Source organism: Pseudofrankia sp. EUN1h (assembly GCF_001854645.1).
Classification (GTDB): domain Bacteria; phylum Actinomycetota; class Actinomycetes; order Frankiales; family Frankiaceae; genus Pseudofrankia; species Pseudofrankia saprophytica.
Window position 1 is genome coordinate 35,975 of record NZ_MBLN01000084.1, and the last position, 13,151, is coordinate 49,125.

The following is a 13,151-nucleotide window of genomic DNA, read 5'->3' on the forward strand; positions in this document are numbered from 1 at the left end:
ATCACCTGGACTCCAGCCTCGGCATTGCATTCAAAGCGGATCAGTGTGTACAAGAAGCAGTCGGCGCCGCGCGGGCCGTCTCGGGGTGAATCGCGCCCGCGAAGGGACCACCCCCGGGCAGGCCCCGCCGGCCGGGACGAGCTTCGCCGTCAACCCGGGCGGCGTCTCCTGCCCGCGCGGTGCCTATTCGGATGTGCTGGCGGCTTCGAACCGCGCGTGGACCGCGCGCCGCCATCCCATCGAGGCGTAGATGGCGTCGATGTTGTCCGCCGCCGCCGTCGCCGCACGCACGGGGTCGCGGTCGGCAATGGCGTCGACGATCTCGCGCATGACCTTCGCCCGAAGGGATCGCATCTCCCGTGGCGTGCTGCTGACGAGCTCGATCGACGTGGCCCATTCGATCTTGTAGCGCACGACGTGCATCAGCGCGATCAACGTGCTGTTCTGGGACGCCACGGTCAGGTGCTCATAGAACCGTCCCTTCATGCTGCGGGTGTCCTCGTAGCGCYGCTCGCGGGCCGCTCGGGCACCCTCGTCGAGGAGCCGACGGAACGTCTCCAGGTGCTCGGGGCTGCACCGCATGGCCGCCTGCGCCGCGGCCAGCGGCTCCAGGACCGCCCGCACGTCGAGCAGGTCGTGGGCGGCCTCGGCGTCCATGGTGGCCACGTAGGTGCCGCCGTAGCGTTCGGATCGGACGAACCCCTCGGCCGCCAGCGCACGCAGCGCTTCCCGCATCGGGATCCGCGACACGCCAAGCTCGGCCGCGAGCCGCTCCTCCCACAAGCGTTGACTGGGCTCGAGCTCGCCGCGGATGATGCGCCCGCGGACGTCATCGACAAGCTCCTGCACGTTGCGCCGCGAGGGCGAACTGGTCGTCGTTGTCGACTGTGTCATTCCGTTGCCCATGCCTGTCCTGAACGCTGCTCCAACAGTTCACCGCAGCCCATCATGCCGGCCGCAGTCCGTCGCGTGGCGACTCGCCGGGGAGGTGGCGACGCGGGCGAGGTCCGAACAGTTCAGGCGAGGTTGAACACCCTTACGGCGTTGCCGGCCAGGATGGCCTGCTTGCGGTCGTCGTCAAGGCTTCGGGTCAGCTCAGCTGCGTACTGCTGGGTCTTCGGGAACAGGGTGGTGCTGTGCGGGTAGTCGGTGGAGAACATGGCCGCCGACGCCACGAGCGGATCACGCCCCGCGTCCTCGAAGCCGACGAAGTCGTCGAGCACGCTGACGAACAGGTTCTTGCCGACGAACTCGCTGGGCGGGGTGTGTAGCGGTGGGTTCGCCCAGTGCCGCTGGCGCTCGAACTCCTGTTCCATCATCTGGATCCAGAACCGCAGCCATCCGAGATTCACCTCGGCATCGACGAACTTCAAGCGGGGGTGCCGTTCGAACAGCCCAGTGAAAGTCAGCTGGGTGAACGGCCCGACGGCGGTGAAGAACCGCTGCACGACACCGGAGAGGTTGATGCCCGCGGCGGCGTCCGGACTCGGGGTGGCCAGCGTCGGGGGCTCCTTCCCACCCATGGTCCGGTGGATGCACACCGCCACCGGCGCCTGCTCCGCCGCCGTCCAGAAAGGCTCGTAGTAGCTGTCGTAGTACGGAGTCTCGCTCCAGTAGGGGATGAACACGCCCTTGGCACCCTTGGCGACCACCCGCTCCAACTCGGCCAGCAGGACGTCCAGCCCGTCGTCCACGGGCAGGAGCGGCAGACCGATCAGCCGCCGGGGATTCACCGCGCAGAACTCATCCAGAAGCCAGTCGTTGTACGCGCGCAAGATCGCGAGACCGAACGGACGGTCGTCGAGCACGTACCCCGTGAGCGAGGCCATGGGGTAGATAGTGGCGGCGTCGACGCCGTCGGTGTCCATGTCCTTCAGGTGGGCGGTGCCGTCGTAGTTGCCCGGCAGGATCTCCTCCACCGTGAGGCCGCTGGCCTTGTAGTCCTCGTATGGGCGGCCGGCCACGGCGTTCAACCCGAACGTCTTCACCGGCGGCTTGCCGTCGAAACTCCAGCCGTCACCGCCGTCCGCGCCGCGCAGAATACGCGGCGCCCGGTCGCGGTACTCCTTGGGCAGATAGGTCGTGAACGTGTGCGGCGGCTCGATGATGTGGTTGTCGGCGGAGATGACCTTGTATTCCACGGCGAGTACCCCTTTCAGATGATGGCGCCCTGTTCCTTGAGAGCGGCGAGGTCGTCCCATGAGTAGCCGTACGCCAGCAGGACCTCCTCGGTGTGCTGGCCGTGCTCGGGTGCGCGGCGCGCCGCCGCGAGCGGCTGTCCGTCAAACTGCGCCGGCGACGCCACGGCCGACAGCGGCGGGCCTGGCTCCTCCCCCGGCAGGAGGTAGTTGTTGGCGAGCGCCTGCGGGTCACATACGGCTTCGGCGGGGGTCTGGAGCACATCCCACACCCCGTCGAAAGTGCCCAACGCCGCCCGCCACTCATCCAGCGTGCGGGACGCGAACACCTCGTCCAGCAAGCCGATCAACTCGCTGTTGTGCGTCATGCGGGCATGAAAGTCCGCGAATCGCGGGTCGTCGGCCAGCTCCGGCCGGCCAATGTGCTGGCAGAAGCCGCGCCAGTGCGGGTCCGGCTGTATGACGACCATCGACAGCCAGCGGCCGTCCTTCGTCCGGTAGCTGTTCGACAGCGGATTGCGGACCAGCCCGCGGTCGACCCGCCGCATCAACGAGCCCTCTGGTCCGGCGTTGGCCTCCGTCATGAGGACGGTGGCGTTCATCCACATGCCGCCGGCAAGCAGCGAGATGTCGACCTCCGAAGCCACGCCCGTGCGCGCCCGCTTGTAGAGAGCGGCGGCGATGGCGCCAGCGCCAGACAGCCCGCCCACGCAGTCACCGATACCACCAGGCGGATGGGTCGGCTGGTAGGCATCCGGCTCGGTGAGAAACTGGGCGATACCGACCCGGGCCCACGCCACCGCGGCGTCGAAGCCARGGGTCTCGGCCTCCGGGCCACGAGGCCCGTAGCCGCTGGCCCGCACATAAATGATCGAGGGGTTCGCCGCCCGGATGTCGGCGACGTCGATGCCGAGCCGCCCGCGCGAACCAGGCAGCAGGCTGGTGACGAACACGTCGGCCTCGGCGACCAGCCGCATCAGCACCTCGCGCCCGGCCGGCGTCGACAGATCGACGGCCACGCTGCGCTTGCCCCGGTTGGCGAGCTCGATCGTCGGGTTGACCGGACCGGTGTGGAAGAAGCCGCGGTAGGGATCACCCCCGTTCGTCGTCGGCTCGACCTTGACGACGTCGGCGCCCCAGTCCGCGAGGATTGCCCCGCACGACGGAGCGAACAGCCATGCCGCCACCTCAATTACCCTGACCCCTGCTAACAGGTCGTACGCGAGCTTGTCGGCCACCGCCTCGCCCTCGCATCCTCGTCGATCGCCTCACGGGCGCCCTACTTGTAGGGACTTGTATACAACAAGAACCCGGCACTTGTATACAACAATCCGTCAATCGGTCGCGGTGGGAGCGATGGACAGCCCGCGAGACGCGGTGCATGGCGCTCACCCGCGAGAGCTCCGAAGGACCCCGCCGAGCCACCGCGGAGCCTGGGAAGGTCAGGGCACGAGCGCCGCGTATGACGGGTCGTTCCGGTCCCGGGAACCAAGACCGAGAGGCGGCTTCATGAGGTCGCCCGGAGGGATGACGCGGGTCAGCTCGACGATCACAAGCCGGTGTGCGATCTTCCACCCGCCCGCGCGGCGTTCGAAGCGGTCGACGTATCGCCCGAGCGCGACGACGAGGCGATCGCCGCCCTCGGTCTCAGCGCTCTGCCACACGGTGAAGTACGTCTCGCAGCCGGCAGTCCCATCGCCGTGAAAGGTGATGAGCTGATTCGTGATGTGGTTCATCGCGACTTTCGCCGAGCGGACGAGGTCCACGATGCCTTGCCCGACGGTTTCGCCCGTGAAGCGCTGGCGGCCATGGATGTCGATCGCGTCGGGGTGATACGCCGAGCTGATGAGATCCGGGTCGCACCGGTCCACGCCCCGGCAGTACCGCAGAATCGCCTCGCGAATCGCCTGCTTGTCGAGCAGCTGCTGGATCGCTGCCTGCTCGCAGCTCGCGCTCTGTGTCATCGCACCTTCCTCGACGTCTCCATTCCTCCATTTCGGGCAGTCCGACGTCCTGCCTCACAGTGGCCCAGCCGGGGGAATCGGCACGGTCTCCTGACGTCGAACGCCCTTTTTCCGTACGGTGACGTCGCCGGTTGCCCGCGCCCGGCAGGCCAGTCGTAGCCGGGCGAGATCACGGCGATCAGCCCCGGGAAGCCGGTTCTCGAGGGCGTGCCGCTCCTCTTCGTCGGCGGGGGTGAGGTGCTCGTCGCCGGCGAGCACCTCGAGATGACACACCGTGCACGTCGCCTGGCCATAACAGGTTGTCGGCCAGTGGTACCCGAGACGCCAGGCGGCTTCGATGATCGTCTCACCGGGCTCAAGCTCGAGGTCGGCCCCGACGGGGTCGACGTGCACCACCGGTGCCCGCCCGTGCCGGCCGCGCTGTTCGGTCACCGGGCGACGCTGTCTCCGGAGGCGACGAGCGCGGCGTGTTTCATGCCGATGTAGGAGAACACGAAGCTGCCGCCGATGCTCGCGCCGGCGCCGGGGTAGGTGCGGCCCATCACCGAGGCGGTGCAGTTGCCGGCGGCGTAGAGGCCGGGGATGGGGTCGTGGTTGGCGTCGAGGACGCGGGCGTGCTCGTCGCACAGCAGGCCGCCGCTGGTGCCCACGTCGCTGGGATAGATCTCGACGGCGTAGAACGGCGGCTTGGCGAGGGGTCCGAGCGAGGCGTTCGGCTTGCTGCCGTAATCGCCCTGGTAGCGCTCGTGGGCGCCGTCGCCGCGGTGGAAGTCCGGGTCATTGCCCTGCTCCGCGTACGTGTTGAACCGCTTCACCGTGACCGTCAGCCCGGCGGGGTCGATGCCGCAGGCCTCGGCGAGCTGTTCGATCGTGTCGGCCTTCTTCAGGTAGCCGCTGGTGAGCCACTCGTCGGGGGTCTTCGCACGGAAGGCGAACAGGTAGCGGGCGCGGTGGCGGGAGTCGATGATGAGCCAACTGGGGATGGAGCCGCCGTCGGTGTTGTGGGCGTACATCTGCCGCCCGGCCTCCATGTAGGAGACTGCCTCGTTGAAGTACCGTTTGCCGCCCTTGTCGACGATGATCGAGCCGGGTTTGCCGCGCTCGCCGTTGTGCATGCTCGGCCGGCCGCTGGGCTGCATGGAGGCCGGGATCCACAGTGCCTCGTCCATGAGGTCGACGGCGGCGCCGTGGTGGATGGCGGCCTCGATCGCTTCGCCGGTGTCGCCTGGGTTGGCGATGGTCCACGAGGCGTCGTTCGGTTGCTTCGAGTATTTCTGTCTCATCTGCGCGTTGCGGGCGAAGCCGCCCGAGCTGAGCAGCACGGCGCGGCGGGCGTGGATCCGCACGGTCTGCCCGTCCCGGTGGGCCACCACGCCGGCCACCCGGCCATCCTCCATGATGAGGTCGACCAGGCTGGTGCTCGTCCGCACCGATGCCCCGGCCGCGAGGGCGGCTTTCAGGGTCTGGGCGATCAGCGCCGCGCCGTTGGCCAGGCGGGCCTGGCGCCGCAGCCGGCCGACAGCTGTCCGTGTGCCGACGCGTGCGGCGGTGCGCATGGCCCTGGGCCTCCGTTTGACCATCGACAGCGTGGCCGCCTCGCGGGTCATCACGACGATTCCCATCGCGACCGTCATGCCCGGCATCAGCTTCTCGAGCCACGGCCCGAGTTCCTTGCCGTTGGTCACGGCGGGTTCGATGGAGCGCCCGCGGGCGTTGCCACCACGGATACCCGCCATCTGTGCGTAGTAGTCGCTGTAGCCTTCGCACCGTTCGAACCGCAGCCCCCGCTCCCGCAGGAAGCGGACCATGTTCGCGCCCTCGGTGATGTAGGCGAGCCGACGCTCGGGCGACGACGCGGGACCCACGTCGCCGACGACCGAGTCGAAGTACGCCAAGGCGTCCTCGAGGCTGTCGGGAACGCCCTCGTCCTGCATGAGCGGGTTGTTCGGCAGCCACAGGACGCCGCCCGACATGGCCGTCGAGCCGCCGAGCATCGGCTGCTTCTCTATCACCAGCGTTTCCAGCCCGCTCGCCGCCGCGGTCAGGGCGCCGGCCAGCCCGCCGCCCGATCCCACGACGACGACGTCGGTCGTGTACTCCGAGTCCGCCACGGTGAACCCCTCCGATGAAGTCGATGGTTGTGGAGTGGGCGCCTTCAGCCGGCGAGGTAGCGGTCGAGCTCGACGTGCATGTTGCTGATGATCGGCTCCCATTCCGTGGCCAGCCGATGCTGTCGGAAGCTCCGGGAATGCAGGCCGCGTTGCTGGCGCTCGATGTTGCTGAAGTCCTGGCGCGGGATCAGGCCCCAGTTCTCGGTGTCGTCGGCGGCGAAGCGGCCCTTCAGCTTCGGCCGGCCGGGCTCCTCGCCCTCCGGGTACATGGTCAACGACCACACCTCGAAGCGGCACCACTCGGGATCGTCATTGTGGGGACGGATCCGGTAGGACAGCGCGTTGCCGAACTGGGGGATCACGATGAAGTTGGGGAACAGGAACACCTCGCCGCCCCACATCCGCATGCCCTCCGGCGTCGGGCGCAGCGGTATGCCGGCGCCCTCGGCGTAGTCGAACAGCGCCTTGATGGCCGCGGTCGCGAAGTCCTCGCCGGGCGGGACCCGGTTGCGCATCCCCCGGAAGACATGCAGGTCGCGTTCCAGCGTCATCGCGTCCTGCCCTTCCCACAACGTCTGCGACCGCGACAGGAAAGCCTCCGCGCCCCGCCCCTKGGAGATGCCGCCCGCGGTCGGGTCGAACCGCCCCAGGAAGCGGCCGTGGCCGTTCTCGAGCGGGATGTACTCGACGTTGGAGTACGGGTAGTCCTCACCTTGGCCGAAGGTGAGCTGCGGATGCGTGGACATCACGTGGTAGCCCTCGTGGAAAGCCTCCTGGGCGGTCTTCCAGTTTGCGTTGAGGATGGTCTCCTTCCACCACCACACACGCATGTTCTCGGCGCCGACCGCGTCCAGCGCGTCCGCCGCCGGGGCGAGCGCCTCCCGTAGCGGGCGGGCACCCGGGTCCATGTTGACCCAGACGCAGGCCCCCCACTCCTCGACCTTGCATTCGACCAGCCGGATGTCGTCCGGGCGCAGAGACTCCGGCGCGAACCCGTCGGCGCCGTACACGAAGGAGTTGGTGCCGTCGAGGTTCCAGCGCCAGCCGTGGAACGGGCACACGATCTGCCCGCCAGGCAGCCGCCCGGAACCCTTGCACAGCTGGGTCGCCCGATGACGGCACGCGTTGTGGAACGCCTTGACCGACCCGTCAGGCTGACGCACCACCAGAATCGACTGGTCGCAGATCTCGTACTCGACGAAGTCCCCGGGCCGGGGGATCTCCTCGGCCCGGCACGCCATCTGCCAGACCCGCGGCCACAGGTGCTCCTTCTCCAGCTCGAAGAACTCCCGGTCGTAGTAGCGCTCGCGAGGCACGTGTAACCGGTCCCGCATCGCGTACGGCACATCGCGAGTGGCGACGGGTCGTCGATCGTCGGTGATGGCCATCGACAGCAATCTCCTTCCGCGTGGGCGTCAGCCCGATGTGCGGATAGTCCCGATCTCGGCCCCGATCTCGTAGACCGTCTCGACCTCACCGCTCCACTGGACGGTGCCGGACGCACCAGCGGCGACCTCGTTCTCGGCCTTGTCCGTGGCGATGACGAACAGCGGGGCGCCCTCGGTGACATGCCCTCCCTCGTCGACGAGCAGCTCCGTGAGCTCCGACTCCGAGATCGCCACCGATATCCGAGGGATACGGATCGTAAAGTCAGTCATGAACGCCTGCCTTAACCGTCGCGCCCCGCAGCGTCCGACCAACAGCCGCGACGATGCGCTCAGCGCTCGGATATATCTGGGACTCGAGCGCCGGTGCCGCCGGAGCCGGCACGAATCGGGCACCCACCCGCTCCACCGGCGCCGCCAACACGCCGAAAAGCTCGCTGTGCAGGATCGAGGCGATCTCCGCGCCAGGCCCCGCGAACTGGACGGCGTCGTGCACGACGACGGCCCGCCTCGTGCGGCCCACGGACTCGAGCATCGCCGGCACGTCAAGCGGGACCAGGGTGCGCAGGTCGAGCACCTCGGCGCTGATCCCCTCCTTCTCGAGCCTGGTGGCCGCCCCGAGCGCCTCGACCACTCCCCGGCCATAGCTGACCAACGTGACGTCAGTACCCGGCCGCTTCACCTCCGCCTGACCAAGCGGGATCGCGAACGCCGGATCGGTCGGGACCATCCCGCGCTGGCCGCGCAACCGGATCGTCTCGACAAACAGGCACGGGTCGTCATCGAAGATCGCCGACGTCAGCAGGCCCTTGCCGTCTCGCGGCGTCGAGGGCACGATCACCTTCAACCCCGGGATATGCATGAACCAAGCCTCCAACGACTGTGAATGCGTCGCCCCGGTCCCGATCCCGCCATACACCTGCGTACGCACCGTGATAGGCGAGCTCGTCCGCCCACCGGTCATGAACCGCAGCTTCGCCGCATGGTTGACGAGCTGATCGGCCGCGATCCCGATAAAATCCATAATCATAATCTCGGCGACGGKGCGGAACCCCTCCATCGCCGCGCCGATGGCCGCGCCCACGATCGCCGCCTCCGAGATCGGCGTATCCAGCACCCGGTCGACGCCGTACTTCGTCGACAGGCCTTTCGTCGGACCAGACGCCCCCGGATCGGCGATATCCTCGCCCAACAGGAAAACGCCCTCGTCACGCGCCAACGCCTGATCTAACGCCAGGTTCAACGCCTCGGTCATCGTCATCCGTCGTTCGTCCACGTCCACCTCTACACAGGTAGGTACCGGCCGGGGCGGCCGCTATGCCGGGCAGTTACGCGAGTCGGCATACACATCACGATCAAGCTCGTCCAAAGACGGGACCGGTGCCGCCAACACAGTGGCCACCGCCTCCTCGACCGCCGCGACGGCGGCCGCCTCGATGCCCGCGAGGTCCTGCTCATCGCAGATCCCGGCCGAGAGCTGCAGAGACCGGAACCGCGGGATGGGATCAGCCGCCATAGCGGCAGCCAACTGCTCGGCCGGGATATACGCCATCGGATCCCCGAAGTAGTGACCACGGAACCGAAACGTCACACACTCCAGCAGCGTCGGCCCGCCCCCGCCGCGCGCCCGCTCCACCGCCCCCGTCAACGCGGCGACAAGCGCAAGCGGATCGTTACCGTCCACGCGGATGCCCGGCATCCCATACCCAGCCGCCCGATCCGCGACGTGAGCAATCTTCATCGTGTGCTCAGTGGCCGTCATCTCGGCATACAGGTTGTTCTGGCACACCAGCACCAGCGGTAGGTCCCACAGCGCCGCCATGTTCGCGGCCTCATGGAACGAACMGGTGTTGGTCGCCCCGTCACCGAAGCTCGCGACGGCGACCCGATCGAGACCCTTGCGCCGTGCGGCCATCGCCAACCCCACCGCTACCGGTGGTCCGGCTCCCACGATCCCGGTCGACAGCATGACGCCAGACTCCGGGCGGGCGATGTGCATCGTCCCGCCCTTGCCCCGGCCTGCCCCCACCCGCCGGCCCAGCATCTCGCCGTAGATCTCCACCAGCGGCACACCCTTACCGATCAGGTCGTGCAACCCCCGATAGGTCGTGACCAGCTGGTCATCCGGCCGAAGACACACCCCCATTGCCGCGGCGATCGCCTCCTGCCCCCGTGACGGCCAGTACACGCACTGCAGCTCGCCCGACGCGATCCCCYTGCCCAACCGGTCGTCGRCCGCCTTCATCAGCACCATCAGCTCGTACAACCGGCGCTGCACGCYCGGCGACACGCCCGCGGTTCGATCCGTCTTCACATCCGTTCCCCTTCCCAACCCGGTCCGCGACGATGGCGGCGGCTCAGCGAGGGCCGGAGGGCCGATCGCCAGCGACAGCGAAGCGCTACATCACCTTTTGTATACAAGACCCGGGTTCTCATTTGTATACAACTCGGGGGAGATGCGCAAGGGATGGATCTGGCCGCCAGCGTCACCCGCGTCGGCACCGCCGGTGGATCACGCAAAGGATGAGGCCGGCAGGTCACGAGCATGACGTCGCCCATCGGCGCCGGCCTGGTCGTGAGGCAGCCCGATCAGGCCCTCCCCAGCCACGTTGATTCAGCGGTCGTTGGCGAAGAGGAAGGCCTGTGCGAGCGGGCCGCCGCCACCGGTGACCAGACCGACCTCCGCGTCCGCGACCTGACGGGCACCGGCCTGGCCGCGGAGCTGCAGGAAGGCCTCGTAGGCCAGGCCGAAGCCGAGGTAACGGCCTTCCGACAGCTGGCCGCCGGACGTGTTGAGCGGCAGCTCACCGTCAAGGGAGATCCGTTTGCCACCCTCGACGAACGGTCCCGACTCGCCCCGGCCGCAGAAGCCCAGCGCCTCCAGCCAGTACAGGACGAAGATGCTGAACCCGTCGTAGATGCCGGCGACGTCGACGTCCGCGGGCCGCAAGGAGGTGCGCGACCACATCTGCTGGGCCGCCGGCATCGCCGCCATGACGTCGAGGTCGGGCCAGAACTCCCAGCTGGAGGTCATGGGTCGCCCACCGCCCACGGCTTCGAAGTAGACGGGCCGGTCGACGTCACGGCGGTGGTCGACGTGAGAGATGACGAAGGCGATCGACCCGTCGGCCGGGACGTCGCAGTCGAAGACGCACAGCGGTTCACTGATCATCCGCCCCGCGAGGTAGTCCTCGATCGTCATCGGCTCACGGTAGATCGCGGTCGGATGGGCGGCGGCATGGCGCCGGTTGTTCACCGCGACCCAGCCGAGCTGGTCTCGGGTGGTGCCGTAGCGGTCGAAGTGGTGACGGGCCCACAGCGCGGCGAGCTGCGCGGGCGAGCCGACCCCGTAGGCGGACTTCCAGTCCGCGGCCGCTCCGGGCGCGGCCATCACGGCCGGGCGCCGGCCGGCGCCCTGCGCGGTCGCCTCGGTGACGGTGCGGTAGACCAGCACGTGGCGCGCGAGCCCGGCCGCTACCGCGTGCGCGGCGATGCCGAGGATGCCGGTGACGTTGGCGCCGTCGCCGCAGCCGAGAATCCACGACAGGTCCAGCCGCAGAAGCGAGTGCAGCTCGCCGACGCGGGGCCCGCCGAAGCCGAACGGGGCCTGGTAGTCGGGCCAGGACGCGAGACCGTCGATCTCGCGCGGAGTCAGGCCGGCGTCCGCGACGGCCTGGAGGCAGGCGTCCAGGGTCAGCTCGGTCGCGGACTGGTTGAGGCGTCTGCCGGTAGCCGACCTTCCGATGCCGGAGATGATCGCCTGGCGTTCGGCGGTCATGCGACCGGCCTGAACATGGGCACGAACACGTCACCTCGCCGCTCAAAGGTCACCTCGACCGGCATGCCGGTGGTGACCGCCTCGACGTCACAGCCGACCACGTTGGTCAACAGGCGCAGGTCCGGCTGCTCGGCCAGCACCACCCGAGCCACGACATAGGGCGGCTCATAGCCCGGCACCCACGGCCGACGCACCACCGTGTAGGACTCGACCGCCCCCCGCCCGGACACCGCCCGGTACGTGACCGCACGGGACCAGCAGTGCGGGCAGATAGGCGCCGGCGGATGAAACAACCGGTCGCACCMGGTGCAGGCCCTGATCAGAAGCTGCCCGCCGGCACCGCCGAGCCAGAAGTCACGGCTGCCATCGTCGACCACCGGCACCGGCCGGCCCTCAGCGGCAACCGGGCCGCCMGCGGGCTTCATGTGCGCCCGCCTCGCGCGCCACGCCCGCCCGGACCGCCGCGCGCCGATGCGGCGTCCTGGCTACCGCTCCCCCGCCATCTCAGGCTGGCCCTTCCCGGGCCGGGCCATCGCATGTGCGTCAGGTCGGCACCCACCGGGGACTTGTTCTCGCCACACCTGCGGATCGCGCTCACCAACTCGCCGGTCAAGGTCGATCCCCTCTTGCGCACGTCGACTTGCTTGTATACAACAACAAGAGTCGTATACAACACAAGGCCGACCTCGAGAGAGCCCGACGAGCCTGGCCAAGACGGCGTCGGCGCGGTCGGCCGCCTGGCCCTGGACGACCGGGCGCGACGGCCGCGGCGGTACCCCGCGGCAGCCCTGGCCGCACCGACGGAGGGGAATCCAGATGCCCGTGCTCGTCTTCAACGACCCGCCGTCCGACCTCGTGGCGGCGGGAGTCACGCGTTCACGGCTGGAGCCGGGCGGCAAGGACGGGCCGGGCGGAGTCGTCCAGGACTCGGACCAGCCCGGCGGCGGTGCGTGGACCCAGATGTGGTTCCTCGGACGGCCGGAGGACCCGTGGCGCATGTTGCTCCCCGACATCCGGATGGCGGCGAACCAGGTCTGGCCGCTGCACTGGCACGACTGCTGGACCGCGGTGGTCGTCCTCGACGGCAGCCTCCTCATGGGCGACTGGTGGATGGAACGCGGCGACGTGCTCATAGCCGCACCGGGCGTGGAGTACGGGCTGTTGATGAACGGTCCCAAGGGCTGCGAGCTGCTCGAGATCTTCGCCCGCGACGTCCTTTCCCCCGGCGGCTACGGGGAGGAATACCGCGACCACCCCGCACTCGTGTACCTCAAAGGTCTCGACACATCGGTCTTCGTCCCGCGGCCACCGGCCCTCGTGGAGAACGGACGCAGGCAGGTTGTTCCGGTTGACGGAACGCCCGGCCTGCAAAAAGGGCACCTCGACGGCAACGCATATTGGGACCTCGGTGACTCGACCGATCCCGAGCGTGGGATCGTCTTCGACCGCAGGCTCGCGGCCGGCGCGATGCTGCCACCCGCGGCCGTCGACGACTGGCGAGCCACGCTTGTCCTCGACGGCTCGATGACCGTCGGAGCTGTGGAATTCACCAAGGGCGACGTCCTGCTCGTCGAGCCCGCGGCGAAGGTACCCGCCATCACCGCCAGCGCCGGCGGCGTCCATCTCCTGGAGCTGGCGCGTACCGCCGCGGCCCTGACGCTCTGAGACCCGACCGACCGTGTCCGGCTCGCCCCACCACCTCGACTCAGGCAGCAGCAGGAAGGCGTGGCGTAGCCGGTGGCCGCCGCCTCCGAGTACCACCGCCGGGCACTGCT

Annotated in this window: 13 protein-coding genes; 1 reads left to right on the forward strand and 12 read right to left on the reverse strand. The window is 68.8% G+C overall.

Going from position 1 to position 13,151, the window contains the following annotated elements; all coding sequences use genetic code 11:
* Positions 1–183: 183 nt before the first annotated feature.
* From BCD49_RS33725 to BCD49_RS33780, 12 genes are all read right to left on the reverse strand, one after another.
* Positions 184–894 carry a GntR family transcriptional regulator gene (locus BCD49_RS33725; protein WP_071042323.1) on the reverse strand — a complete coding sequence of 237 codons (711 nt, stop codon included), beginning with the start codon at positions 892–894 and terminating at the stop codon, positions 184–186.
* 122 nt (positions 895–1,016) lie between these two features.
* A complete protein-coding gene (locus BCD49_RS33730) occupies positions 1,017–2,141 on the reverse strand; it encodes an amidohydrolase family protein (RefSeq protein ID WP_007514135.1) in 1,125 nt (374 codons plus the stop codon).
* A gap of 14 nt (positions 2,142–2,155) precedes the next feature.
* Positions 2,156–3,376, reverse strand: coding sequence for a CaiB/BaiF CoA transferase family protein (locus tag BCD49_RS33735; RefSeq protein WP_071042307.1), 1,221 nt, complete (start codon positions 3,374–3,376; stop codon positions 2,156–2,158).
* A gap of 204 nt (positions 3,377–3,580) precedes the next feature.
* Positions 3,581–4,102 carry a nuclear transport factor 2 family protein gene (locus BCD49_RS33740; protein ID WP_007514132.1) on the reverse strand — a complete coding sequence of 174 codons (522 nt, stop codon included), beginning with the start codon at positions 4,100–4,102 and terminating at the stop codon, positions 3,581–3,583.
* 54 nt (positions 4,103–4,156) lie between these two features.
* The gene (locus tag BCD49_RS33745; protein ID WP_027140534.1) at positions 4,157–4,534 is read right to left on the reverse strand and encodes a 2Fe-2S iron-sulfur cluster-binding protein; all 378 of its coding nucleotides are present in this window, start codon (positions 4,532–4,534) and stop codon (positions 4,157–4,159) included.
* Positions 4,531–6,213: an FAD-dependent oxidoreductase gene (locus tag BCD49_RS33750; protein ID WP_007514128.1), complete on the reverse strand. Its 1,683-nt coding sequence runs from the start codon at positions 6,211–6,213 to the stop codon at positions 4,531–4,533. The genes BCD49_RS33745 and BCD49_RS33750 overlap by 4 nt, the downstream gene beginning before the upstream one ends.
* A 44-nt stretch (positions 6,214–6,257) precedes the next feature.
* Positions 6,258–7,601 (reverse strand): aromatic ring-hydroxylating oxygenase subunit alpha, encoded by a 1,344-nt coding sequence (locus BCD49_RS33755; RefSeq protein ID WP_071042308.1) that lies wholly within the window; start codon positions 7,599–7,601, stop codon positions 6,258–6,260.
* 27 nt (positions 7,602–7,628) lie between these two features.
* Positions 7,629–7,871 (reverse strand): lipoyl domain-containing protein, encoded by a 243-nt coding sequence (locus tag BCD49_RS33760; protein ID WP_007514125.1) that lies wholly within the window; start codon positions 7,869–7,871, stop codon positions 7,629–7,631.
* Positions 7,864–8,859 (reverse strand): alpha-ketoacid dehydrogenase subunit beta, encoded by a 996-nt coding sequence (locus BCD49_RS33765; RefSeq protein WP_083401868.1) that lies wholly within the window; start codon positions 8,857–8,859, stop codon positions 7,864–7,866. Before BCD49_RS33765 ends, BCD49_RS33760 begins: the two co-directional genes overlap by 8 nt.
* Before the next feature lie 54 nt (positions 8,860–8,913).
* Positions 8,914–9,852 carry a thiamine pyrophosphate-dependent dehydrogenase E1 component subunit alpha gene (locus BCD49_RS33770; RefSeq protein WP_442960538.1) on the reverse strand — a complete coding sequence of 313 codons (939 nt, stop codon included), beginning with the start codon at positions 9,850–9,852 and terminating at the stop codon, positions 8,914–8,916.
* A 360-nt stretch (positions 9,853–10,212) separates the two neighbouring features.
* Positions 10,213–11,376 (reverse strand): thiolase family protein, encoded by a 1,164-nt coding sequence (locus BCD49_RS33775; RefSeq protein WP_007514120.1) that lies wholly within the window; start codon positions 11,374–11,376, stop codon positions 10,213–10,215.
* Entirely contained in the window at positions 11,373–11,801 is a 429-nt protein-coding gene (locus BCD49_RS33780; protein ID WP_071042311.1) for a Zn-ribbon domain-containing OB-fold protein, read from the reverse strand. Before BCD49_RS33780 ends, BCD49_RS33775 begins: the two co-directional genes overlap by 4 nt.
* 391 nt (positions 11,802–12,192) lie before the next feature.
* Between BCD49_RS33780 and BCD49_RS33785 the strand changes: the two genes are divergently transcribed.
* Complete coding sequence (locus BCD49_RS33785; RefSeq protein ID WP_007514117.1) at positions 12,193–13,041, forward strand: cupin domain-containing protein; 849 nt, start codon at positions 12,193–12,195, stop codon at positions 13,039–13,041.
* Positions 13,042–13,151: the final 110 nt, after the last annotated feature.